This is a genomic window from Pseudomonas sp. LAIL14HWK12:I10 (assembly GCF_900184205.1).
In the GTDB taxonomy this organism is placed as follows: Bacteria; Pseudomonadota; Gammaproteobacteria; order Pseudomonadales; family Pseudomonadaceae; genus Aquipseudomonas; species Aquipseudomonas kermanshahensis.
Genome location: NZ_FXWU01000002.1, coordinates 387326 through 409940, shown reverse-complemented (window position 1 = coordinate 409940; position 22615 = coordinate 387326). Strand labels below are relative to the sequence as shown.

At 64.0% G+C, this 22615-nt stretch carries 24 protein-coding genes; 3 read left to right on the top strand and 21 right to left on the bottom strand.

Annotation, left to right across the window (positions count from 1 at the left end; translation table 11 throughout):
* Positions 1-3: 3 nt before the first annotated feature.
* The 9 genes from ccmI to ccmA are packed head-to-tail and all read right to left on the bottom strand — an operon-like array spanning position 4 to position 6926.
* The gene (gene ccmI / locus QOS90_RS05845) at positions 4-1194 is read right to left on the bottom strand and encodes a c-type cytochrome biogenesis protein CcmI (RefSeq protein ID WP_085272511.1); all 1191 of its coding nucleotides are present in this window, start codon (positions 1192-1194) and stop codon (positions 4-6) included.
* The gene (locus tag QOS90_RS05840; protein ID WP_027592992.1) at positions 1187-1675 is read right to left on the bottom strand and encodes a cytochrome c-type biogenesis protein; all 489 of its coding nucleotides are present in this window, start codon (positions 1673-1675) and stop codon (positions 1187-1189) included. Before QOS90_RS05840 ends, ccmI begins: the two co-directional genes overlap by 8 nt.
* Complete coding sequence (locus QOS90_RS05835) at positions 1672-2208, bottom strand: DsbE family thiol:disulfide interchange protein (RefSeq protein WP_027592993.1); 537 nt, start codon at positions 2206-2208, stop codon at positions 1672-1674. The genes QOS90_RS05840 and QOS90_RS05835 overlap by 4 nt, the downstream gene beginning before the upstream one ends.
* Positions 2205-4178, bottom strand: a complete 1974-nt coding sequence (locus tag QOS90_RS05830; protein ID WP_177323878.1) for a heme lyase CcmF/NrfE family subunit — start codon at positions 4176-4178, stop codon at positions 2205-2207. The genes QOS90_RS05835 and QOS90_RS05830 overlap by 4 nt, the downstream gene beginning before the upstream one ends.
* Positions 4179-4189: 11 nt before the next feature.
* Positions 4190-4645 carry a cytochrome c maturation protein CcmE gene (ccmE, locus tag QOS90_RS05825; RefSeq protein ID WP_027592995.1) on the bottom strand — a complete coding sequence of 152 codons (456 nt, stop codon included), beginning with the start codon at positions 4643-4645 and terminating at the stop codon, positions 4190-4192.
* A complete protein-coding gene (gene ccmD, locus QOS90_RS05820; protein WP_027592996.1) occupies positions 4642-4818 on the bottom strand; it encodes a heme exporter protein CcmD in 177 nt (58 codons plus the stop codon). The genes ccmE and ccmD overlap by 4 nt, the downstream gene beginning before the upstream one ends.
* On the bottom strand, positions 4815-5582 hold the full coding sequence (locus QOS90_RS05815) for a heme ABC transporter permease (protein ID WP_027592997.1): 768 nt from the start codon (positions 5580-5582) through the stop codon (positions 4815-4817). The genes ccmD and QOS90_RS05815 overlap by 4 nt, the downstream gene beginning before the upstream one ends.
* Positions 5583-5628: 46 nt before the next feature.
* A complete protein-coding gene (gene ccmB / locus QOS90_RS05810; protein WP_371097214.1) occupies positions 5629-6306 on the bottom strand; it encodes a heme exporter protein CcmB in 678 nt (225 codons plus the stop codon).
* Positions 6294-6926 carry a cytochrome c biogenesis heme-transporting ATPase CcmA gene (ccmA, locus tag QOS90_RS05805; protein WP_027592999.1) on the bottom strand — a complete coding sequence of 211 codons (633 nt, stop codon included), beginning with the start codon at positions 6924-6926 and terminating at the stop codon, positions 6294-6296. The genes ccmB and ccmA overlap by 13 nt, the downstream gene beginning before the upstream one ends.
* A 165-nt stretch (positions 6927-7091) precedes the next feature.
* Between ccmA and fliK the strand changes: the two genes are divergently transcribed.
* From fliK to QOS90_RS05790, 3 genes are all read left to right on the top strand, one after another.
* Entirely contained in the window at positions 7092-8648 is a 1557-nt protein-coding gene (gene fliK / locus QOS90_RS05800) for a flagellar hook-length control protein FliK (protein WP_085272510.1), read from the top strand.
* A complete protein-coding gene (locus tag QOS90_RS05795; RefSeq protein WP_085272509.1) occupies positions 8645-8983 on the top strand; it encodes an EscU/YscU/HrcU family type III secretion system export apparatus switch protein in 339 nt (112 codons plus the stop codon). Before fliK ends, QOS90_RS05795 begins: the two co-directional genes overlap by 4 nt.
* Positions 8984-9065: 82 nt before the next feature.
* A complete protein-coding gene (locus QOS90_RS05790) occupies positions 9066-11804 on the top strand; it encodes a dermonecrotic toxin domain-containing protein (protein WP_085272508.1) in 2739 nt (912 codons plus the stop codon).
* Positions 11805-11990: 186 nt separating this feature from the next.
* Here QOS90_RS05790 and QOS90_RS05785 read toward each other — a convergent pair whose 3' ends face one another.
* From QOS90_RS05785 to fleN, 12 genes are all read right to left on the bottom strand, one after another.
* Positions 11991-12386: a DUF2802 domain-containing protein gene (locus QOS90_RS05785; protein WP_027593003.1), complete on the bottom strand. Its 396-nt coding sequence runs from the start codon at positions 12384-12386 to the stop codon at positions 11991-11993.
* A gap of 1 nt (position 12387) precedes the next feature.
* Positions 12388-12867, bottom strand: coding sequence for a chemotaxis protein CheW (locus QOS90_RS05780; protein WP_003254393.1), 480 nt, complete (start codon positions 12865-12867; stop codon positions 12388-12390).
* A gap of 42 nt (positions 12868-12909) precedes the next feature.
* Positions 12910-13785, bottom strand: a complete 876-nt coding sequence (locus QOS90_RS05775; RefSeq protein WP_085272507.1) for a CheW domain-containing protein — start codon at positions 13783-13785, stop codon at positions 12910-12912.
* Complete coding sequence (locus QOS90_RS05770; protein ID WP_027593005.1) at positions 13785-14573, bottom strand: ParA family protein; 789 nt, start codon at positions 14571-14573, stop codon at positions 13785-13787. Before QOS90_RS05770 ends, QOS90_RS05775 begins: the two co-directional genes overlap by 1 nt.
* Positions 14574-14721: 148 nt before the next feature.
* Positions 14722-15579, bottom strand: coding sequence for a flagellar motor protein MotD (motD, locus tag QOS90_RS05765; protein WP_027593006.1), 858 nt, complete (start codon positions 15577-15579; stop codon positions 14722-14724).
* Positions 15580-15581: 2 nt separating this feature from the next.
* Positions 15582-16322: a flagellar motor protein gene (locus QOS90_RS05760; protein ID WP_027593007.1), complete on the bottom strand. Its 741-nt coding sequence runs from the start codon at positions 16320-16322 to the stop codon at positions 15582-15584.
* Positions 16322-17455 carry a protein-glutamate methylesterase/protein-glutamine glutaminase gene (locus QOS90_RS05755; protein WP_027593008.1) on the bottom strand — a complete coding sequence of 378 codons (1134 nt, stop codon included), beginning with the start codon at positions 17453-17455 and terminating at the stop codon, positions 16322-16324. The genes QOS90_RS05760 and QOS90_RS05755 overlap by 1 nt, the downstream gene beginning before the upstream one ends.
* Positions 17456-17501: 46 nt before the next feature.
* On the bottom strand, positions 17502-19721 hold the full coding sequence (locus QOS90_RS05750; RefSeq protein WP_027593009.1) for a chemotaxis protein CheA: 2220 nt from the start codon (positions 19719-19721) through the stop codon (positions 17502-17504).
* 12 nt (positions 19722-19733) lie between these two features.
* On the bottom strand, positions 19734-20522 hold the full coding sequence (locus QOS90_RS05745; RefSeq protein WP_027593010.1) for a protein phosphatase CheZ: 789 nt from the start codon (positions 20520-20522) through the stop codon (positions 19734-19736).
* Positions 20523-20542: 20 nt separating this feature from the next.
* The gene (locus QOS90_RS05740) at positions 20543-20917 is read right to left on the bottom strand and encodes a chemotaxis response regulator CheY (protein WP_077068541.1); all 375 of its coding nucleotides are present in this window, start codon (positions 20915-20917) and stop codon (positions 20543-20545) included.
* A 117-nt stretch (positions 20918-21034) separates the two neighbouring features.
* Entirely contained in the window at positions 21035-21775 is a 741-nt protein-coding gene (fliA, locus tag QOS90_RS05735; protein ID WP_027593012.1) for an RNA polymerase sigma factor FliA, read from the bottom strand.
* Positions 21772-22605: a flagellar synthesis regulator FleN gene (fleN, locus tag QOS90_RS05730; RefSeq protein WP_027593013.1), complete on the bottom strand. Its 834-nt coding sequence runs from the start codon at positions 22603-22605 to the stop codon at positions 21772-21774. The genes fliA and fleN overlap by 4 nt, the downstream gene beginning before the upstream one ends.
* Between the last annotated feature and the right edge of the window lie 10 nt (positions 22606-22615).

The following is a 22615-nucleotide window of genomic DNA, read 5'->3' as shown; positions in this document are numbered from 1 at the left end:
CTCTTACGGGTCTGGGCTGTCGATGGTCAGGTGTTGCGTGGCCTGGGTGGCAGTGGCCAGTGGCGAACCCTGGCCGATCCACTCGCCATGAGTGGGCTGGCCGGCACGCGACACACGGGCAACGAGTTGGACTTCAGTAAAGTCCGACAGTTTCATCTGCGGCATCATCGCGTCGGCATCAGACAACTCCACCTCGATCGGCAACTGCGCCACGGTCACCCGCTTCGCTGCCACGGGCATGGGCGGGCCATTACTGGCACGGGCGAAAATGAACACCGTGTCGTCGGGCTTGACCTTGTCTTTGAGCGCCGCTGCCAGCTCCACACGCACCTTCAGCCGGGCAGCCACGGGTGTGACGGTTTGGCCAGGCTCACCGCCCAGGCGCTCAGCAGCCCGGTCGATACCGCCTTGCAAGGCGGCGCGCGAGGCATCGCCTTCAGGCAGTTGTGCCAGTAGGCGCTTCCAGTAGTCGATGGCTTCCTGGTAACGCTCACCCTCGAACGCAGCAATGCCGCGCAGGCCCAGGCTGGTCACTTCGTTCGGGTCAGCCTTGAGGGCTTCATCGGTCAACGCCTGCAGTTGCGGGTTCCACTGTTTGTCGGCGGCAAAGTACTGCGCTTGGGCCCATTGCCCCAGCAACTCGGGCTGACGGCCCGCCAGGGCCACGGCACGTTCGAAGGTGCGTGCCGCATCGCCCGGGCGCTGTTCGGCCATGTAGGCACGCCCAAGGAAATACAGGGCTTCGGCGGAATCCGGCTGGGCCTTCACCACACGCTCAAGGCGCGTGGTCATCTCTTCCATGGTCTTGGGCGCCTGGGCAAATTCCTGGGTCAGCTCGACTTTGTCAGCCGCGCCAAAGTGCAGGTACAGCCCCAACGCCATCAGCGGCACCAGCACCGCCGCCAACAGCGGCAGCGCTTTGCCCAGGTGGCCTTGGCGCGCGGCCTCGCCCCCTTCGGTGTCAGCCAGCAGTTCACGGGCTGCTTCGTCACGGCCTTTGGCCAATTGCACGTCATCGAGCACGCCAGCGGCTTGCTGCGCAGCCAGTTCGGCCACGCGCTCCTGGTACAAGGCGACGTTCAGGGCGGTGCGGTCTTCCTCTTGCTGACGGCGACGGCCACGCAGGATCGGGATCAGCAGAAAGCTGAGGGCAGCGAGCAGCAGCAGGCCCGCGCTAAGCCAGAATTCAATCATGGGTCTGTTCTTTTTCCAGCAGTTTGGCGAGACGCTCGCGTTCGTCGACGGACAACTCATGCGCACCTTGGGCCGCTGCACCGCGGCGGCGGCGAACGATCACCAGCAGCACCACGAAGCCACCGGCCAGCAGGATCCCCGGGCCAAACCACAGCAACCAGGTGCGCCCGCTGAGCGCGGGCTTGTAGCGCACGAAGTCGCCATAGCGGTCGACCATGAAGTCGACGATCTGCTCGTTGTTCTTGCCTTCGCCCAGCATGCGGAAGATTTCGCGGCGCAGGTCGGCGGCAATCGGTGCGTTGGAGTCGGCGATGTCCTGGTTCTGGCACTTCGGGCAGCGCAGCTCCTTGGTCAGTTGCTGATACCGCTCACGCTCGGCGTCATCGCGGAACTGGTAGGTATCGATGGCCGCCCTGGCCACGCCCGCCACGCCCAGGCCCAGGGCCAACCCCAGTACGGCTGCTGCCAGCCCGCGCTTCATGGCTTGGCCTCATCGACCAGGCCCTGGTACAGCGGCGCCAGCTGTTCGCGCCAGACGCTGGCATCGACAATGCCTACGTGCTTGTAGCGGATGATGCCCTTGGCGTCGATCAGGAAGGTTTCCGGCGCGCCATACACGCCCAGGTCCAGGCCTAGGGTGCCCTGCTCATCGCGGATATCCAGCTGGTAGGGGTTGTGGAACTCGGCCAGCCACTTCAGCGCCGCGCCATTGTCATCCTTGTAGTTGACCCCGTGGATCACCACGCCCTGCTCGGCCAGCTGATTCAGGTACGGGTGCTCGACCTTGCACGACGGGCACCAGGTCCCCCACACGTTGACCAGCGCCGGGCGGCCCAACAGGTCGGCCTGGGTCAAATTGCGATCACCTTGCACCGAGGCCAGGGAAAACGCCGGGAAGGGCTTGCCGATCATCGCCGAAGGCAGTTCGTCGGGCTTGAGGAACAAGCCTTTGTAGAGGAAAACCGCCACCAGCAGAAACACCGCCAGTGGCACCACCATGATCCAACGCTTCATGCAGCTGCTCCAGACACGCCCAGGACATCACGCACCCGGGTCTTGACCTTGACGCGGTAACGCCGGTCCAGGGCCGCCAGCAAACCGCCCAGGCCGGTCAGCAGACCGCCCAGCCAGATCCAGCGGACATAAGGCTTGATATGCACACGCACCGCCCAAGCGCCGTTTTCCAACGGCTCGCCCAGGGCCACGTACAGGTCGCGGGTGAAGCCGGCGTCGATGCCGGCTTCGGTCATCATCGACTGCTGCACGGTGTACAGCCGCTTCTCAGGGTGCAGCGTGGTCACTTCGCGACCGTCGCGAGACACCACCACAGTACCCTTGTCGGAAATGAAGTTCGGCCCCTCGAAGTGCTTGGCACCCTGGAACAGGAAGTGATAACCGCCAAGCTCCACGCTTTCGCCCGGCGCCATGCGCAGGTCGCGTTCGGCACTGTTGTTGCTGGACAACACCACGCCCAGTGCGCACACCGCCAAACCCAGGTGCGCCAGCTGCATGCCCCAGTAGCTGCGGGTAAGGCCACCCATGCCTTTGGCCAGGCCCTTGTGGCGGGTCTTGTCGAGCACATCACGCAACCCGCTGAGTACGACCCAGGCCGCCAGGGCAAAGGCCGTCAGCGTTGGCCAGTCGAAGTCGTCGACGATGAAGCCCGCGACCGGGGCGAGCACTGCGCTGCCGATCAGAACCGGGGTCATCATGCTTGCCAGCCATTTGCCGGGCGTGTCCTTCCAGCGCACCACCACGCCCACCCCAAGCACCACCATCAGCAGTGCCATCAGCGGCAGGAACAACGCATCGAAGTAAGGCGGGCCGACCGACAGCTTGGCCCCGGTCAGGGCATCAAGTACCAGGGGGTACAGCGTGCCCAGCAGGATCATCGAGGCCGCCACCACCAGCACCAGGTTATTGGCCAACAGCAGCGTTTCGCGCGACCACAGGGCAAAGCCGACCTGGCTCTTGACCACCGGCGCACGCAGGGCGAACAGGGTGAGCGAGCCGCCCACCACGAACAGCAGGAAGATCAGGATGAACACGCCGCGTGACGGGTCAGCGGCAAAGGCATGCACCGAGGTCAGCACCCCGGAACGGACCAGGAAGGTGCCCAACAGGCTCAACGAGAAGGCAGCAATGGCCAGCAGCACGGTCCAGCTCTTGAACACGCCACGCTTCTCGGTCACCGCCAGCGAGTGGATCAATGCCGTGCCCACCAGCCAAGGCATGAACGAGGCGTTTTCCACCGGGTCCCAGAACCACCAGCCGCCCCAACCCAGCTCGTAGTAAGCCCACCACGAGCCCAGGGTGATGCCCACGCCAAGGAAGGCCCAGGCGACGATGGTCCACGGCCGCGACCAGCGTGCCCAGGCGGCATCAAGGCGCCCGCCAAGCAAGGCGGCGATGGCGAAGGCAAAGGCCACCGAGAAGCCCACGTAGCCCATGTACAGCATCGGCGGGTGGACGATCAGGCCGATGTCCTGCAGCAACGGGTTGAGGTCACGGCCATCGGTCGGCACTTGCGGCAGCAGGCGCTGGAACGGGTTGGAGGTGATGATCAAAAAGCTCAGGAAGCCCACGCTGATCATGCCCATTACCGCCAGCACACGGGCCAGCATCACTTGCGGCAGCTGGCGCGAGAACACCGACACGGCGAAGGTCCAGCCGCCCAGGATCAACGCCCACAGCAGCAACGACCCCTCGTGCGCGCCCCACACGGCACTGAACTTGAAGTACCAAGGCAAAGCGCTGTTGGAGTTGCTGGCGACGTAGGCGACCGAGAAGTTGTCGGTCATGAAGGCATGGGTGAGGCAGGCAAAAGCAAAGGTCAGGAAGGCGAATTGCCCCCAGGCCGCCGGGCGTGCCAGGCTCATCCACAGGCTGTCGCCGCGCCAGGCGCCGAGCAGCGGCACACTGGCCTGCACGGCGGCGAAGCAGATGGCCAGGATCATCGCCAACTGGCCGAGTTCGGGTATCACCAGTGCCGCGTTCATGGTTTGGCCCCCGCGCCGGCGGCGGCTTGGCCGCTTTCTTTCAGGGCCTTGGTGACCTCGGGCGGCATGTATTTTTCGTCATGCTTGGCCAGCACTTCATCGGCCACCACCACGCCCTCGGCATTGAGCTTGCCCAGGGCAACGATGCCCTGCCCTTCGCGGAACAGGTCGGGGAGGATGCCGCGGTAGGTGATCGGCACCGACTTGTTGAAGTCGGTGACCACGAAGCGCACGTCGAGCGAGTCGGCCGAACGCTGCACCGAGCCTTTTTCGACCATGCCACCGGCACGGATACGGGTATCCTGCGGCGCCTCGCCGTTGGCGATCTGAGTGGGGGTGTAGAACAGGTTGATGTTCTGCTGCAAGGCGCTCAGGGCAAAGCCGACGGCAACCCCGACACCGACCAACAGGCCGACGATGAGCAACAGGCGTTTCTTGCGCTGCGGATTCACTGGTTGTTCTCCCGGCGCAAACGGCGCGCCTCTTCTTGCAGGTAGCGACGGCGGGCCATCAGCGGCGCGGCGACATTCAGCGCCAGCACCGCCAGGCAGATGCCATAGGCCGTCCACACGTACAGGCCATGGTGGCCCATGGCGAGAAAATCACCGAACGAGGCAAAACTCATCGTGCGGCCCTCCGCCCCAGGCTGTTCAATACTTCCTCCTTGACCCAACTGGCGCGTGCCTCACGCTTGAGCACTTCAAGGCGCATGCGCATCAACAGCACCACGCCGAAGAAACAGTAGAAACCCAGCGCCGTGCACAGCAGCGGCAACCACATTTCGGCAGGCATCGCGGGTTTTTCGGTCAGGGTGAACGTGGCGCCCTGGTGCAGGGTGTTCCACCACTCCACCGAGTACTTGATGATCGGGATGTTGATCACACCGACAATCGCCAGCACCGCACAGGCCTTGGCCGCGCTGTCACGATTACTGATTGCCTGGCCCAGCGCAATGATGCCGAAGTACAGGAACAGCAGAATCAACATCGACGTAAGGCGGGCATCCCACACCCACCAGCTGCCCCAGGTCGGCTTGCCCCAGATGGCACCGGTGACCAGCGCCACGGCGGTCATCCAGGCGCCGATCGGCGCTGCGCACTGCAGGGCGACGTCGGCCAGTTTCATCTTCCACACCAGCCCCACCACCCCGGCCACCGCCAGCAGCACGTAGCAGGACTGCGCCAGCATCGCCGCCGGCACATGGATGTAGATGATGCGGAAACTGTTGCCCTGCTGGTAGTCCTGGGGCGCGAATGCCAGGCCCCAGGTGATGCCCACCAGCAGCAGCGCAAGGGAGGCAATGGCCAGCCACGGCAACATACGGCCGCTGATGGCATAGAACCATTTGGGGGAACCGAGCTTGTGGAACCACGTCCAACTCATTTTCATCAGGGTACATCCAGGGTATTAGCCAGGCTTGAGAGCCCAGGACTCGTTATTCGCCGACGCTGATCTTCAGGCCGGCCGCTATCGCAAAGGGTGCCAGTGTCACCGCCAGGGCCGTGAGGCTGGCAAGCCAGAGCAGATGGCCGGTGGCTGGCATATTCTGCAACGCCGCCTGCAACGCACCACTGCCCAGGATCAATACAGGGATATACAACGGCAGAATCAGCAATGCCAGCAGCAGACCACCGCGTTTAAGACCGACCGTCAGCGCCGCCCCCACCGCGCCCAACAGGCTCAGCACGGGCGTACCCAGCAGCAACGAGGCGAGCAGCACCGGCAGGCAATGGCTCGGCAGCCCCAACATCAGTGCCAGCAGTGGCGCCAACAATACCAGCGCCAGGCCGGAAAAGATCCAGTGCGCCAGCACCTTGGCCAATACCAGTAGCGCCAGCGGATGCGGCGACAGCACCCATTGCTCCAGCGAGCCATCCTCGAAATCGCTGCGGAACAGGCCGTCCAGCGACAGCAGCACGGCCAGCAAGGCCGCCACCCACACCAGGCCCGGCGACAAGGTTTGCAACAATTGGCTCTCAGGGCCGACCGCCAGCGGGAACAGGGCCACGACGATGGCGAAGAACACCAGCGGGTTGGCCAGCTCGGCCGGGCGGCGGAACAACAGGCGCGCTTCGCGACGCAACAACAGGATGAATACGCTCATGCCGCCCATTGCCCCAGGTTCAGTTCACGGTAGCCCGACGGTTTGCGTTCGAGGCTGTGGTGGGTGGTCAGCACCACCGTGCCGCCCTGCTCGCAATGCGCCGCCAGGTGCGCTTCGAGCTGCGCCACGCCTTGTTTGTCGAGGGCGGTGAACGGCTCGTCGAGAATCCACAAGGGGGGGCTTTCGAGGTACAAGCGGGCCAGGGCCACACGGCGCTGCTGGCCGGCGGACAAGGTATGGCAAGGCACGTCTTCGAAACCGCGCAGGCCGACCGCCGCCAGCGCCGCCCAGATTGCCTCGGCGCTGGCAGGTTGGTGCAAAGCACAGAGCCAGGTGAGGTTCTCCTCGGCGGTGAGCAGGTCCTTGATCCCCGCAGCATGGCCAATCCACAGCAGGATGCTGGCCAGGGCATGGCGCTGTTCGGCCAACGGCTGGCCACCGAGCAGAATCTGCCCGGCAGTCGGCTGCATCAACCCGGCCAGCAGGCGCAACAAGCTCGTCTTGCCGCTGCCGTTGGGGCCACTGATCTGCAGCATGTCGCCGGGCCGCAGCTCGAAATCCAGGTGCTCGAACAGCAGGCGCCAGTCGCGCTCGCAGGCCAGGCCCGCGGCTTGGAGGTGAAGGGTCACGGTTTCGCCTTATCTGTGTAGGGTTCAAGACCAGTCGCCGATCTTGAACCCAGTGTCTCAAGTCGCCCCCCTCCCTGCCGTTACAGTGGCAGTGGCGGACGGGCGGCATTATTACATGCACGGCCTCGCTGCCAAGAGGGCGGGTTCGACAGGTTGTATACAATCATGACTGAAATCAATAGTCTCGGCGCACAAACCGCGATCAGCGCCCAGGCCATCAAGGCGGGCATGACCGGCGAACTGCTGCGCCTCACGCAAGCGCAACCCGGCTTGCTGGCCCCGGGCGAAACGGCGCAGGCCGAGGTGTTGTCGATGCGCCAGCTGGGCCGGGAATTCCAGCTCGTGCTGCGGCTGATGCAGGCCAACGGCGCCCAGACCCAGCTGCAAGCCAGCGCCAGCCAGCCCCTGCCCCCGGGCAGCCAGGTCACGGTCAGTCAAACCGAAGGCAATCGCCTGGCCATCTTGTTGCAACAGGCCAGCACCAGCAACATCGCCGCCCTCGCCCGCCTGGACACGGCCAAGGTACCGGTCGGCACCCTGCTGCAAGGCAAGGTCCTGACCAACCAGCCCATCCTTCAAGCGCAGGGCCAGGCCGCCGGTTACCGTTCGCTGGTCAGCCTGCTAAACAGTGCCCAGGCCGGCGCCACCCTGACCATCGACAGCCCACGCCCGCTGCCGGTGGGCAGCCTGCTCAGCGCGCGGGTGCAAGGCGACCAGTCGCTGCAATTCGTGCCACTCAGTGGCAGGCAAGACCAGCTCAGCATTGCCCAGCAACTGCTCACCCAGCAAAACCGTCAGGCCTCGTTACCGGGCCTGCTCAGCGCATTGCAACGGCTCGCCCGCGACCCCGGCGCCGACGGCGATCTGCGCGCGACCGCCGACCGCGTGCTCGCCGGCCTGCCGGACGCGCGCCAGCTCGGTGATGCCAAGGCCGTCGCCCAGGCCCTGAACAACAGCGGCGCCTTCCTCGAGGCAAAGCTGCTGGGCGGCCTGCCAGCAAGCGTCGCGACCGACCTCAAGGCGCACCTGCTCAGGTTGGTGACCCAGGCCTCGGTCACCACACCCGGCGCACCAGCCCTAGCCCCCAGCACCTTGGCCCTGACAATGCCGGCCTTGGCCCGCGGGGCGCTGGGCATGCTCGACCGAGTCAGCCCGAAACCCCAGCCTGGGGCGTTTCCGCTGCCCTCACGGCTGCTCAAGGCCATGGAAGACGAAGGTGACCTGCAACAACTGCTGCGCCTGGCCGCGGCGGCTGTCTCGCGCCTGCAAAGCCACGCCATGAGCAGCCTGCAACAAACTGGCACGCTTGAAAACGGCAACCTGCAAACCACCTGGCAGACCGAAGTCCCCATTCGCCATGGCCAGGAGTTCATCCCGCTGCAGGTCAAGCTGCAACGCGAGGAAACGCCGCAGCAGCAAGCCGACCGCCAGCAGGCATCGCAAGACCCGCTGCAGGCCCTGTGGCGCATCGAGCTGGCCTTTGACCTCGCGCCGCTTGGCCCGCTGCAAGTCCAGGCCCAGTTGAGCCAGGGCCGCTTGAATGGCCAGCTGTGGGCAGAACGTGAACCCACCGCACGGCTGATCGACAGCCAGCTCGGCACCCTGCGCGAGCGCCTGCTGGCCCGCGGCCTGGACGTCGGCGACCTGGAATGCCACCCCGGCATCCCCCCTCAAGGCCCCCGCACGCGGGTCGAACAACGCTGGGTGGACGAAAACGCATGAGCCTCAACCCACCCCGTCAGGCCATTGCCCTGAGCTACGACGGCCAACAGGCACCCACCCTCAGCGCCAAGGGCGACGATACCTTGGCCGAAGCCATCCTCGCCCTGGCCCGCCAACACGAGGTGCCGATCTACGAAAACGCCGAGCTGGTGCGCCTGCTGGCCCGGCTGGAGCTAGGCGATCAGATACCCGAGGCGCTGTACCTGACCATCGCAGAGATCATTGCCTTTGCCTGGCAACTGCGCGGCAAGGTGCCGCCAGGCTTTGACGATTCCGCCAAACCCGAGCGTGACGTCACCGAGCTGTTGCCGCGCCTGACCGGCCAAGCGGGCTGAACCGCCCGGCAAGCATTATCTACCGTCGCACCCTGGCCCTGTCGGTCGATCCTGTGGTTTTTCCCGAGCCACGGAGACCGACATGCCGACCACCCACATCAACGCGGCTGGCGTGCAGTACGTACGCAATCACCTCGCCACCCTGCCCCGACCCGACCGCGACGCCAAGCAGGCCATCCAGGACTGGCTGGCGACACAAGGCGTGCACCTGGACCCCGACCAGGTCGAGGTGGTGACGCTGCACATACACCCGGCCGGAGCCACCCAGTACCAGGCACAGGTAGTGCAGCGTGTGAACCTGACGCAAGCCGTACTGATGAACTGGCAAGGTGAATCCAACAACGACTTTTTCGGCGGCCTGTTCAAAGCCCCCTGGGCCGGCAGGCTGCCCGAAGACGGCCCAATCACCTGTGTCGAGCACCTCCCAGTACAACCGCACGTCGACAACGGGGCCTGGTATGAGGTGTTCAACGGCCTGTTCAAGCGTACCGAACCTGCCCGCTACGACCACTCGACGCTACTGAACGTGCGCGCCGAAGCCCTGCAGCGTCACATCGAGGCACTGGACTTCCACACCCGCTACAAGGCGTCGCTCGACGCTTACTGGCACGACCAACTGCCCAGCTACCGCCTGTGCTGCAAACTCAACTTCCTTGCTGCCTGCAACAAGCAGATCGGCGACGGCAGCCTCAGCGACGCCGCGCGCCAACTGGCCTGGCGCGCGGCCGATGTCATCCCACGCGGCAAGGGCCTGCGCCTGAGCACCCTGAGCATTTACGGCTACGCATCCACGGACCTGCTGTACATCAACGACAGCCACAGCGACCTGACTTTGCTCTATGTACCCGGCAACAGCTCGCCCCTGCTGGAATTCGCCAGCGAAGCTCTGTTGAAGGATTGGGTCGGCCAACAGTGCAAGGACGCCACCCGGCGCCAGGCGCTCAAGCAACACTTTCGCTTGGCCGATGGCCCCCAGGGTATCGACTTCAGCGGCCTGGACACCGCGCTTGAAGGCTTGGGCGAATACCCACGCAGCCATCGCCTGCCACCGGAACATGGCTTTTTCAACGACGACGGCACCTGGCCCCCGCGCACCTATGTCAACTACCGCCCCGGCAAGTACAACCCGCGCATCACCGGCGACCTGTTCCAGGCCATGGCCCTGCGTCAGCGGCAGCGCTGCTACGACGACGCCGATTTCATCATCACCAGCAACAGCGAGATCAGCAAACGCAAATGGCGCAGCTACCTCAATAGCACGCTCAACCTGCTGGCGCCGCTGACCTTCGTGGTGCCTGGCCTGGCGCCCTTGCTGGCGCTGGGCGGTATCGTGCAACTGGGCCTGGGCCTGGACCAAGCCATCAATGGCAAGACCCTGCACGACAAGCTCGACGGCATCGGCAACATCACCTACGGCCTGCTCAATGCAACGCCGCTGGCACTGGAAGCGGTGGCCAAAGGCAAGGGCCTGCTGCGTTTCGAGCAGGACGGCTTCGTCGCCCCGCGCCGGGTGAACGAGCAGTGGGGTTACCCGCTGAGCCCTTCCGACCCACCGCATTTGCCCCCGGTGGATGTCGCGCCCTACTTCCACCGCCCTACCCCCATCGCGCCATTGCCGGACGGCGATGCTGCAGTGGCCAACTCTATACGGCGCTACCCGCGGTACAACGGCGATACCGATCGTATGATCAGCTATTACGAGGAGACGCCGGATTACCCGGAAGAGCTTGAATTGGTTTATGACATGCAGGCCGACCTGTTCATCACTGAGGAAGGCACCAATGAGGTAGACCCGACCTACTTCGAAGCCGAACCGCTCACCGGCAACATGCGCCTAGCCAACCCCGAAGGCCGGGCCGTCACCGACCCGATGCGCATGGCATCACTGCGTGGCCTGGGTATCGACCTGCAACTGCCTGTGCAGCTACCCAGCCCATTTCCCGCCGGCGCTCGCCCCATCCCGCAACGGATTACATCGCTGTGGGTAGGCGACAAGACACTTGGCCCCGAGCTGCTTGAGACGTTGGCTGGCAATGCCCGGCGCCTGGAGGAAGGCCCGTACCAGTACCGGCTGTACCTCTCCAAGGCAAACCCCCAGGCCTATGCGCACAACGTCGATGAACTGGCCAGGAACGTGCCGGGGCTGCAAGTACTGCCATTGGAGGACCAGGCCTTTTTCAAAGCCTTCGAGCAGAGCCAGTACTTCGGTCATTACCAAGCGGCCATCGAGGGCAATGATGGCGTGGCAAGCAACTTCGCCTCCGCCTCGGACGTATTGCGCTACCCGATGCTGCACGCCGAAGGTGGGCTGTACATGGACGTCGATGACGAACTACTGGGCCAAGGCGCACACGCGGCGATCGATGATGTGGTGCTGGCAACCACGGATGACGGGTTGCTCCTGCATCCGCCCATGTCCAACCAGAAACTGGGCATGAACACCCTGTACAACAACAGCATGATCGGCAGCCATGCCGGCAACCCGACCTTGCTGGCGATATCGGAAGAGATGCAGGCGCGTTTTCTTGCCGACCCGGACTTCTACCGGGCGCGGCCGACCTTGGCCAGCGACCCGCGAGGGTTCTATGCGTACGCCAAACGCCTCAGCCACATCACCGGCCCGGCGATGCTCAGCGCCGTGACCGACCGCTTGCTGCCCGACCTGTACCTGATTCGTCAGCTGTACAACCTGTACACGATGCCGCGTATCAACAGCTTCCTGTACGTCGACCTGGAGGCCTTGCGCCTGGTCTGGCGTGACCGCTTGCCGCTCAATCGCCTGGCCAAGGTGGGTGGCATGCATTCCTGGTCTACCACCTGAGGTGTGAGCCATTGGGGCTGCTGTGCAGCCCTTCGCAGCACAAGGCTGCTCCTACAAAATGGCGCTGTACCTGTAGGAGCAGCCTTGTGCTGCGAAGGGCCGCACAGCGGCCCCAAGGACCACCGCACATTCTGTAGGAGCAGCCTTGTGCTGCGAAGGGCCGCACAGCGGCCCCAAGGATTCAGCTCACTCGGTACGGTGCAACTTGCTCATCAACTCCGCCTCGGCCTGGGTCAGGCCGCAGGTCTCGGTCAGCTCGGACACGCTCGCCCCCATGCCGACCAGCTTGGCCGCCTGGCTGAAGGTGACGCTGCTGGGGTCACGCTGCTCCAGCCGCTCCAGCCGATCCGGCAAGGTGGCCAACGTCTCGCGCACGTCTTGGATAGCCTCACCCATGCGCACGGTACCGTTCTGGTAGTCGTCCAGGCGCTTGGCCAGGTCCTTGATACGCTGATCACGCAGCGCATCGCCCGCAGCCTGTTGCGCCGCCAGCTCGCGCTGGCGCTTGGTGTGGTTGAGGAACATCCACACACCCAGCGCCCAAAGCAGCGCCAGGAAGATGACAGCAACCTCAAGGATCAACTCAGATGTTCTCAAGCTCGGACCACTCTTCCTCGGTCATCATCTTGTCCAGTTCCACCAGGATCAGCAGCTCGCCGTTCTTGTTGCACACGCCCTGGATGAACTTGGCCGATTCTTCGTTACCCACGTTCGGCGCCGTCTCGATCTCGGACTGACGCAGGTAGACCACCTCGGCAACACTGTCGACCAGGATGCCGACCACTTGCTTGTCCGCCTCGATGATGACGATACGGGTGTTGTCGGTCACCTCGGTCGGCATCAGGCCAAAACGCTGGCGGGTGTCGATCACCGTCACCACGTTGCCACGCAGGTTGATGATGCCCAGCACATAGCTCGGCGCGCCCGGTACCGGGGCGATCTCGGTGTAGCGCAGCACTTCCTGCACCTGCATGACATTGATCCCGTAGGACTCGTTGTCCAGACGGAAGGTTACCCATTGCAGGATCGGATCTTCGGAACCTTGTGCGGACGACTTTTTCATTCCCCTACCCCTCAAAATCCGCGCTAGGCGGTGTGTTCGGTGTCATTTGTGTTTGGCGTGCATCTGCTTGACTGCGCCGCTGGCGATCAGCTCGGCCAGTTCGGCGACGTCAAGCAAGGCACACATGTGTTCGATCACCGTGCCGGCCAACCAGGGGCGCTGGCCACGCTGGCTGCGCCACTTGATCTCGGACGGGTCCAGGCGCAGGGAACGGCTGACCTGGTGCACGGCCAGCCCCCATTCATAGCCCTGGACCGAAATCACATACTGCAGGCCCTGGCGAAAATCGTCGCGGTAGCGGTCGGGCATTACCCAACGCGCGGTGTCGAGGACCTTCAGGTTGCCGGCCTGGCAGGTCAGGATGCCAAGAAACCAGTCCGGTTGGCCGAACAGCGGCGTCAGCTCCTGGCCGGCCAGGTTGTAGATCGAGCCCAGGCACACCAAGGGCACCGCCAGGGTCAGCCCGGCGACGTCGAACAGCAGGCACTCGAACGGCTCCGCTGCCCAGGCCGGGCGGCCATCGATGCTTGCTGGCGGCACCGGCAGGTTCGGCGCAGGCAGGTGCACATCCACCACCGGCACCGCCGGTTCTACCGCGGGCGCTTCGATCAGCACCGGGATGCTGGCCTCGGCCACTACCTGCTGCTCGACCACCGCCACCACCGGTTCTTCCACCGGCAGCACGCTGGGCAGTACTTGTAACCGCGGCTCGGCAAAGGGCCGGGGCGCCGCGAGGGTGGCCTGGGCAGGCTGGCGTGCATCACGCGCCTGCTCCTCGCGCACCGCGTCGGCGAAGTCCTCCGGTGCTGTCGGCAGCTCGAGCAGGTCGTCGGCCTCGGTGGCCTCTTGCAACAAGCCATCGAGGTAGGATTGCAGGGCCATCTGCGGCCGCGTGCTGGTTTGCCGTGTCTGCGTCATCAGGCCACCTGCACTGCGGTTTTGTAGGTCAGTAAATGCTTGAGCAGCGCCCGGTAGGCAATCAGCCCACGGCTCTTGCCATCGAACTGCGAAGGCGTCACGCCCTTGCGGCTGGCATCGCGCAAGCGCGTGTCGACCGGGATGTAACCCTGCCAGACATGCTGCCCATAGGTGTCACGCAGCAGTTTGAGCGTGCCCAGGGAGGCCTGGGTACGGCGGTCGAACAGGGTCGGCACGATCTGGTAAGGCAAGGCCTGTTTACGCGAACGGTTGACCATGGCCAGGGTCCCAACCATGCGTTCCAGGCCCTTGACCGCGAGGAATTCGGTCTGCACTGGGATCACCAGCTGCTGGCTCGCGGCCAGGGCGTTGACCATCAGCACGCCGAGCAAGGGCGGGCTGTCGATCAAGGCAAAGTCGAAGTCTTGCCACAGCTGCGCCAGACTCTTGGCGATCACCAGCCCCAGGCCGTTCTTGCCCGGCGACTGGCGCTCCAGCACCGCCAGCGCAGTGCTCGATGGCAACAGCGAAATACGCTCGTCGCTCGTCGGCAGCAGCAATTGCCCCGGCAAGCCCTCGGGCACGCTGCCTTGGTGCAGGAACAGGTCATAGCAGCTGTGTTCCAGCGCATCGGGGTTGTGCCCGAAATAACTGGTCATCGACCCATGCGGGTCGAGGTCGACGACGACCACGCGCTTGCCCGCCTCAGCCAGCAGGCCAGCCAGGGCGATGGTCGTGGTGGTCTTGCCGACGCCACCTTTTTGATTGGCTACTGCCCAGACTCTCATAGGACAACTCTTGACTCATGATGACGCTGATACCCTGTGGGAGCCGGCTTGCCGGCGATCACCGGCAAAGCCGGTGCCACACACCGCGTTGCCTGCATCGCCGGCAAGCCGGCTCCCACAGGGTACGCGGTGACAGAGAATTGACGAGTTATTGCCCCGTCCCCATTGCTGGCGTTGCCGGTGCACTTTGTGTGCCAGCACGGCGCAACGCCGCATCCGGCGTGGCATTGGCGCTACCTGTGCCAGTCAGGCTGCGGCGCACTTCGAGGTTGCGCGAAATCACCAGCACCACGCGGCGGTTGCGCGCACGGCCTTCGGCACTGTCGTTGCTGGCGACCGGCTGATACTCGCCATAGCCCACCGAGGCCATGCGCGCCGGGTTGACCCCTTCCATGGCCAGCAGGCGGACGATGCTGGCCGCCCGCGCCGACGACAGCTCCCAGTTGGTCGGGTACTGCGCGGTGCGAATCGGCAGGTTGTCGGTAAAGCCTTCGACATGCACCGGGTTGGCGAACGGTTTGAGGATGTTCGCCACCTTTTCGATGATGTCGAAGGCCTTGTCGCTGGGCATGGCATCACCGCTGCCGAACAACAGCGAGGAACTGAGCTCGATTTCAATCCACAGCTCATTGCCGCGCACGGTCATCTGGTCGGTCTTGATCAGGTCGCCAAAGGCGTCGCGCACGTCATCGCTGATGGTCTTCAGCGGGTCGACGTTGGTCTGCGCCAGGCCCGCTTCGGTCTGCTCGCTGTCCCTGACCAAAGGCTCGGCCGGGCGCACGCTCAGCGGCTGCTCATCACCGATGGGGATCGGCTTCATGCTCCGCTCGGGGTCGTTGAACACCCCGAGCAAGGCCTGCGAAATGACCTTGTACTTGCCCTCGTTGATCGAGGAAATCGAGTACATGACCACGAAAAACGCGAACAGCAAGGTGATGAAGTCGGCGTACGACACCAGCCAGCGCTCGTGATTCTCGTGTTCCTCGGTATGACGACGGCGGCGCATGGTTACTCCATGAAGCCTTGCAGCTTCAGCTCAATCGAGCGCGGGTTTTCACCCTCGGCAATCGACAGCAGGCCCTCAAGCAGCATCTCGCGGTAACGCGACTGGCGCATGACGATAGCCTTGAGCTTGTTGGCGATCGGCAACAGGATCAGGTTGGCGCTGGCCACGCCGTAGATGGTGGCGACGAACGCCACGGCGATGCCGTTACCCAGCTGCGACGGGTCGGCCAGGTTGCCCATCACATGGATCAGGCCCATGACCGCGCCGATGATGCCGATGGTCGGGGCGTAGCCGCCCATGCTCTCGAACACCTTGGCGGCCTGGATGTCACGGCCCTCCTGGGTCAGGAAGTCGACTTCAAGAATGCTGCGGATGGCTTCAGGCTCGGCACCGTCGACCAGCAACTGCAGGCCCTTGCGCGCATAGGGGTCGGGCTCGGCATCAGCCACCCCTTCCAGGCCCAGCAGGCCCTCTTTGCGCGCCGTCAGGCTCCAGTTCACCACCCGGTCGATACCGCCTGCCAGGTCGACCCGGGGCGGGAACAGGATCCAGCGCAAAATCTGCAAGGCACGCTTGAAGGCCGACAGCGGCGACTGCAACAGCGCCGCCGCCAAGGTGCCGCCCAGCACGATCAAGCCCGCCGGGCCATTGATCAGCGCACCCACGTGCCCGCCTTCGAGGAAGTTGCCGCCGACAATCGCGACAAACGCCAGGATCAGGCCGATCAGGCTTAGCACGTCCATCAGACGCAGGCCTCGACCAGGTGCTTGCCGATCTCGTCCAGGCTGTACACCGCGTCGGCCAGGTTGGCCTTGACGATGGCCATGGGCATGCCATAGATCACGCAGCTGGCTTCATCCTGGGCCCACACGGTACTGCCGCCCTGCTTGAGCAGGCGCGCGCCTTCACGGCCGTCGGCGCCCATGCCGGTGAGCACCACCGACAGCACCTTGTCGCCGTAAGACTTGGCCGCCGAGCCGAAGGTGATGTCCACGCACGGCTTGTAGTTCAGGCGCTCGTCACCCGGCAGGATCTTCACCGTGCCACGGCCGTCGATCATCATCTGCTTGCCACCCGGGGCCAGCAGCGCCAGGCCTGGGCGCAACAGGTCACCGTCCTCGGCTTCCTTCACGCTGATCTTGCACAGCTTGTCCAGGCGTTCGGCAAACGCCTTGGTGAAAGCCGCCGGCATGTGCTGGATCAGCACGATCGGCGCCGGGAAGTTGGCGGGCAGTTGCGTCAGCACCCGCTGCAGCGCCACCGGGCCGCCCGTGGACGTACCAATGGCCACCAGCTTGTAAGGTTTGCGCTTGGGTGCCGGGGCATGTGCCGCGGGCGCTGCGGCCGGGGTGCGTACCGGCGGTGCCGTGCGCGCCGGGGCCGTGGCCGGGCTTGCGAAGCTGCTGGTCGGCGCATGGCTGCTGCTGGTAGTGACCGGCGCAGCAGCAGGTGCTGGGTTGTAACTGCCGAAACGACGGTTGCTGCGCGACAGGGTATGCACCTTTTCGCACAGCATCTGCTTGACCTTCTCGGGGTTGCGCGAGATGTCTTCGAAGTTTTTCGGCAGGTAATCCACCGCACCGGCATCCAGCGCGTCGAGGGTCACCCGGGCGCCTTCATGGGTCAGCGAAGAGAACATCAACACCGGCGTCGGGCAGCGCTGCATGATGTGCCGCACTGCGGTGATGCCGTCCATCATGGGCATTTCGTAGTCCATGGTGATGACATCGGGCTTGAGCGCCAGCGCCTGGTCGATTGCTTCCTTGCCATTGGTCGCGGTACCCACTACCTGGATCGTCGGGTCCGCCGAGAGGATTTCCGAGACACGGCGGCGGAAGAAACCGGAATCATCCACCACCAGGACCTTGACTGCCATAAACACTCCATTAGGCGGCGCAACCCGCCAGGGCGCGCCACCGAAATCAAATACGCCGCGCGGCGTAACGCTTGAGCATGCTCGGAACGTCGAGGATCAACGCGATGCGACCGTCGCCGGTGATCGTGGCCCCGGACATGCCCGGCGTGCCCTGCAGCATCTTGCCCAGCGGCTTGATTACCACTTCTTCCTGGCCCACCAGTTGATCGACGACAAAGCCGATGCGTTGGGTGCCGACCGACAGGATCACCACATGGCCCTCGTGCTGCTCTTCGTGCACCTGGCCCTGGACCAGCCAGCGCTTGAGGTAGAACAGCGGCAATGCCTTGTCGCGCACGATCACCACTTCCTGGCCATCGACCACGTTGGTACGCGAGAGGTCGAGGTGGAAGATCTCGTTGACGTTCACCAGCGGGAAGGCGAAGGCCTGGTTGCCCAGCATCACCATCAAGGTCGGCATGATCGCCAGGGTCAGCGGCACCTTGATGACGATCTTCGAACCCTGGCCCTTGGCCGAGTAGATGTTGATCGAGCCATTGAGCTGGGAAATCTTGGTCTTCACCACGTCCATGCCGACACCACGGCCAGACACGTCAGAGATCTCGGTCTTGGTCGAGAAGCCCGGGGCGAAGATCAGGTTGTAGCAGTCCGACTCGCTCAGACGCTCGGCGGCGTCCTTGTCCATCAGGCCCTTCTCCACGGCCTTGGCGCGCAGGATGTTGGGGTCCATGCCCTTGCCGTCATCAGAGATCGACAACAGGATATGGTCGCCTTCCTGTTCAGCCGACAGCACCACCCGCCCCGTACGCGCCTTGCCGGTGGCTTCACGCTCGTCGGGCATCTCGACGCCATGGTCGACGGCGTTGCGCACCAAGTGCACCAACGGGTCGGCCAGGGCCTCGACCAAGTTCTTGTCGAGGTCGGTTTCTTCACCGACCAGCTCCAGGTTGATCTCTTTCTTGAGCTGGCGGGCCAGGTCGCGAACCAGGCGCGGGAAGCGGCCGAAGACTTTCTTGATCGGCTGCATGCGGGTCTTCATGACCGCGGTCTGCAGGTCGGCGGTGACCACGTCGAGGTTCGACACGGCCTTGGACATGGCCTCGTCACCGCTGTTCAAGCCCAGGCGCACCAGGCGGTTACGCACCAGCACCAGTTCGCCGACCATGTTCATGATCTCGTCCAGGCGCGCAGTGTCGACGCGCACGGTGGTTTCCGCCTCGCTGACCGCATGTTTTTCTGCCGCTGGGGCCGGCGCGCGAGGCGCAGGTGCGGGCTTGCTGGCAGCTGCTGGGGCGGCGGCTGGAGCAGGTGCCGGTTTGGCCACCGGCTTGCTCTCGACCTTGGCGGCGACAGGCGCTTCGACCGCGACCGCGTCACCCGAGAACTTGCCCTTGCCGTGCAACTCATCGAGCAAGGCTTCGAACTCGTGCTCGCTGATCTCGTCACTCGTTGCGCTGGCCGCTGCAACGCTTTGCGGCGCTGCCGCTGCTGGCGCATTGGCGGCCGGCAAGGCATCGGCCTGGAAGGTGCCCTTGCCGTGCAACTGGTCGAGCAGCGACTCGAACTCTTCATCGGTGATTTCATCGCTGACCGGGGCCGCAGCGCTGGCCACAGGCTCAGCGGCGACTTCGGCGCTGAACTGGCCTTTACCATGCAACTGGTCGAGCAACGATTCGAATTCGGCGTCGGTGATTTCGTCACCGGCGCTGCTGACGGTTTCGCCTTGCATCTGCTCATCGGCAGCGGCCTGGGCCTTGACCGCGTCGAGCGAGTCGAGCAGCTGCTCGAATTCGCTGTCGGTGATGTCTGGCTCTTCGGCAGGCGCCGCGGCGACCGGCTCGGCTGCAGCCGCAGGCGCTGCGACCGCGTCGGCAGCAGCAGGCTCGGCCAGGCGCGACAACGCCGCCAGCAGTTCTGGGGTAGCGGGGATGACCTCGCTGCGCTCGCGGACCTGGCCAAACATGCTGTTGACCGTGTCCAGCGCCTCCAGCACCACGTCCATCAATTCGGCGTCGACCCGGCGCTCACCTTTGCGCAGGATGTCGAACACGTTCTCGGCGATATGGCAGCACTCCACCAGCTCGTTGAGCTGGAGGAAGCCGGCGCCCCCTTTTACAGTGTGGAAACCGCGAAAAATGGCATTGAGCAGGTCGGCATCATCCGGTCGGCTTTCCAGCTCGACCAGTTGCTCGGACAGTTGCTCAAGAATTTCGCCGGCTTCTACCAGGAAATCCTGAAGGATTTCTTCATCGGCGCCGAAGCTCATTAAACGTGCTCCTTAAAAACCCAGACTGGACAGCAGATCATCGACATCGTCCTGACCGGACACGACGTCTTCACGCTTATCGGCATGAATCTGCGGACCTTCACCCCGAGTCGGATGTTTTTCTTGATCTTTTTCAGCACGCAGCTGCTGGTGGTCATGTTCGATACCGGCAAACCGGTCGACTTGACTGGCCATCAGCACGAGCTTGAGCAGGTTGCTTTCCACCTCGGTGACCAGCGCGGTGACCCGCTTGATCACCTGCCCGGTCAGGTCTTGATAGTCCTGAGCCAGCAGAATGTCGTTGAGGTGGCCTGAGACCTTGCGGTTACCTTCAGCGCTGTGCGTCAGGAAACTGTCGACGCGTTTGACCAGGTCACGGAATTCCGGCGCGGCCACTTCGCGGCGCATGAAGCGCTGCCAGTCCACGCTCAGGGCCTTGGCCTCACCCGCCAGGTCGTTGAGCACCGGCGTGCTTTCCTCGACCAGGTCCATGGTGCGGTTAGCGGCACCCTCGGTCAGCTTGACCACATAGGACAGGCGCTCGGTGGCGTCGGTGATCTGCGAGACCTCCTCGGCCTGCGGCATGTGCGGGTCGATCTGGAAACTGACGATCGCACTGTGCAGCTCACGGGTCAGCTTGCCGACTTCCTGATACAGGCCGCGATCGCGGGTCTGGTTCAGCTGATGAATCAGCTGCACCGCCTCGCCGAAGCGCCCGCGCTCCAGGCTCTCTACCAGCTCCTGGGCATGCTTCTTCAGGGTCGATTCGAACTCCCCCAAAGACGTTTGTGATGAATCCATGGCGCGCCCCCTGACGTGACTCAGCCGTTGACGCGTTCGAAGATCTTCTCGATCTTTTCTTTGAGCACCTGAGCGGTGAACGGCTTGACCACGTAACCATTGACGCCGGCCTGGGCCGCTTCGATGATCTGGTCGCGCTTGGCTTCGGCCGTCACCATCAGTACCGGCATGGTTTTAAGCTTTTCGCTGGCGCGGACTTTGCGCAGCAGGTCGATACCGGACATGCCCGGCATGTTCCAGTCGGTCACCAGGAAGTCGTAGTGGCCGTTTTCCAGCATCGGCAACGCAGTGGTGCCGTCGTCAGCTTCGTCGGTGTTGGTGAAGCCCAGATCACGCAGCAGGTTCTTGATGATCCGCCGCATCGTCGAAAAGTCGTCAACGATGAGGATTTTCATGTTCTTGTCCAATTAGACCTCCAAGCAGTCTCAAACGCGCTCGGCCCCCGAGCACGCATTCATTCAATTCGGCACAACGTGAAACGGCTGCAGCGTCTTCAGTGCAACGGCTGGCGTTCAGCGCGCCCGCCACTCACCCAGACGGCTGCGCAAACGTGCGGCGCACTGGCTGTGCAACTGGCTTACCCGCGACTCGCTGACGCCCAGCACTTCACCGATTTCCTTGAGGTTCAGCTCTTCGTCGTAGTACAGCGCCAGCACCAGCCGCTCGCGCTCTGGCAGGTTGGCGATCGCATCGGTCAGGGCAGCCTGGAAGCGCTCGTCTTCAAGGCCCCGCGCCGGTTCCACCTGGCCACTGGCGCCGTCTTCGTGCAGGCCTTCGTGCTCGCCATCCTGCAACAGGTCGTCGAAGCTGAACAGCCGGCTGCCCAGGGTATCGTTCAAAATCCCGTAGTAATCATCGAGACTCAATTGGAGTTCGGCAGCAACCTCGTGATCTTTAGCGTCGCGACCGGTTCTTGCTTCAACCGCGCGCATTGCATCACTGACCATGCGGGTATTGCGGTGCACCGACCGCGGTGCCCAATCACCCTTGCGCACCTCGTCGAGCATGGCGCCGCGGATGCGGATGCCGGCGTAGGTCTCGAAGCTGGCGCCCTTGCTGGCGTCATACTTGTTGGCCACTTCCAGCAGGCCGATCATGCCGGCCTGGATCAGGTCTTCGACCTGGACGTTGGCGGGCAGCCGCGCCAACAGGTGATAGGCGATGCGCTTGACCAGCGGGGCGTAGCGTTCGATCAGCTCATACTGGGCGTCTTTCGACGCCCTGCTGTACATCTTGAAGCCGCTCGCATTCATAGTACCGGTCCTGCGCTGGTGGGCTGCACCAGACGCTCGACGAAGAATTCCAGATGCCCGCGCGGGTTGGCCGGCAACGGCCAGCTGTCGACCTTCTGCGCAATGGCCTTGAAGGCCAACGCACACTTGGAACGCGGGAACGCCTCGTACACCGCGCGCTGCTTCTGCACTGCCTTGCGCACGCACTCGTCGTACGGCACGGCGCCCACGTACTGCAGGGCAACGTCAAGGAAGCGATCGGTGACCTTGGTCAACTTGGCGAACAGGTTGCGCCCTTCTTGCGGGCTCTGCGCCATGTTGGCCAGCACCCGGAAGCGGTTCATGCCGTAGTCACGGTTGAGCAGTTTGATCAGTGCGTAGGCGTCGGTGATCGAGGTGGGTTCGTCGCACACAACCAGCAGCACTTCCTGGGCCGCGCGAACGAAGCTGACCACCGAGTCACCGATACCCGCAGCGGTGTCGATCACCAGCACGTCGAGGTTGTCGCCGACGTCGCTGAACGCCTGGATCAGGCCAGCGTGCTGGGCCGGCGCCAGGTGCACCATGCTCTGGGTGCCGGAGGCCGCCGGTACGATGCGCACACCGCCGGGGCCTTGCAGCATCACATCGCGCAGCTCACAGCGCCCTTCAATAACGTCGGCCAGGGTGCGTTTGGGGGTCAGGCCAAGCAATACGTCGACATTGGCCAGGCCCAGGTCGGCGTCCAGCAACATGACCCTGCGGCCAAGCTCGGCCAGCGCCAGAGACAGGTTCACTGAAACGTTAGTCTTGCCGACGCCACCTTTGCCACCGGTCACGGCGATCACCTGTACGGGATGCATGCTACCCATGTCTGTTTTT

Coding starts and splice junctions, on each gene's coding strand:
- ccmD (WP_027592996.1), bottom strand. CDS start 4,818: ATGAGTTTTGCCTCGTTCGGTGATTTTCTCGCCATGGGCCACCATGGC.
- fliA (WP_027593012.1), bottom strand. CDS start 21,775: ATGAATGCGAGCGGCTTCAAGATGTACAGCAGGGCGTCGAAAGACGCC.
- QOS90_RS05790 (WP_085272508.1), top strand. CDS start 9,066: ATGCCGACCACCCACATCAACGCGGCTGGCGTGCAGTACGTACGCAAT.
- QOS90_RS05795 (WP_085272509.1), top strand. CDS start 8,645: ATGAGCCTCAACCCACCCCGTCAGGCCATTGCCCTGAGCTACGACGGC.
- QOS90_RS05815 (WP_027592997.1), bottom strand. CDS start 5,582: ATGAAAATGAGTTGGACGTGGTTCCACAAGCTCGGTTCCCCCAAATGG.
- QOS90_RS05835 (WP_027592993.1), bottom strand. CDS start 2,208: ATGAAGCGTTGGATCATGGTGGTGCCACTGGCGGTGTTTCTGCTGGTG.
- fliK (WP_085272510.1), top strand. CDS start 7,092: ATGACTGAAATCAATAGTCTCGGCGCACAAACCGCGATCAGCGCCCAG.
- QOS90_RS05745 (WP_027593010.1), bottom strand. CDS start 20,522: ATGGATTCATCACAAACGTCTTTGGGGGAGTTCGAATCGACCCTGAAG.
- QOS90_RS05755 (WP_027593008.1), bottom strand. CDS start 17,455: ATGGCAGTCAAGGTCCTGGTGGTGGATGATTCCGGTTTCTTCCGCCGC.
- QOS90_RS05775 (WP_085272507.1), bottom strand. CDS start 13,785: ATGACGCAGACACGGCAAACCAGCACGCGGCCGCAGATGGCCCTGCAA.
- QOS90_RS05840 (WP_027592992.1), bottom strand. CDS start 1,675: ATGAAGCGCGGGCTGGCAGCAGCCGTACTGGGGTTGGCCCTGGGCCTG.
- QOS90_RS05780 (WP_003254393.1), bottom strand. CDS start 12,867: ATGAAAAAGTCGTCCGCACAAGGTTCCGAAGATCCGATCCTGCAATGG.
- QOS90_RS05740 (WP_077068541.1), bottom strand. CDS start 20,917: ATGAAAATCCTCATCGTTGACGACTTTTCGACGATGCGGCGGATCATC.
- QOS90_RS05750 (WP_027593009.1), bottom strand. CDS start 19,721: ATGAGCTTCGGCGCCGATGAAGAAATCCTTCAGGATTTCCTGGTAGAA.
- ccmI (WP_085272511.1), bottom strand. CDS start 1,194: ATGATTGAATTCTGGCTTAGCGCGGGCCTGCTGCTGCTCGCTGCCCTC.
- QOS90_RS05770 (WP_027593005.1), bottom strand. CDS start 14,573: ATGAGAGTCTGGGCAGTAGCCAATCAAAAAGGTGGCGTCGGCAAGACC.
- QOS90_RS05760 (WP_027593007.1), bottom strand. CDS start 16,322: ATGGACGTGCTAAGCCTGATCGGCCTGATCCTGGCGTTTGTCGCGATT.
- fleN (WP_027593013.1), bottom strand. CDS start 22,605: ATGGGTAGCATGCATCCCGTACAGGTGATCGCCGTGACCGGTGGCAAA.
- motD (WP_027593006.1), bottom strand. CDS start 15,579: ATGCGCCGCCGTCGTCATACCGAGGAACACGAGAATCACGAGCGCTGG.
- ccmB (WP_371097214.1), bottom strand. CDS start 6,306: ATGGGCGGCATGAGCGTATTCATCCTGTTGTTGCGTCGCGAAGCGCGC.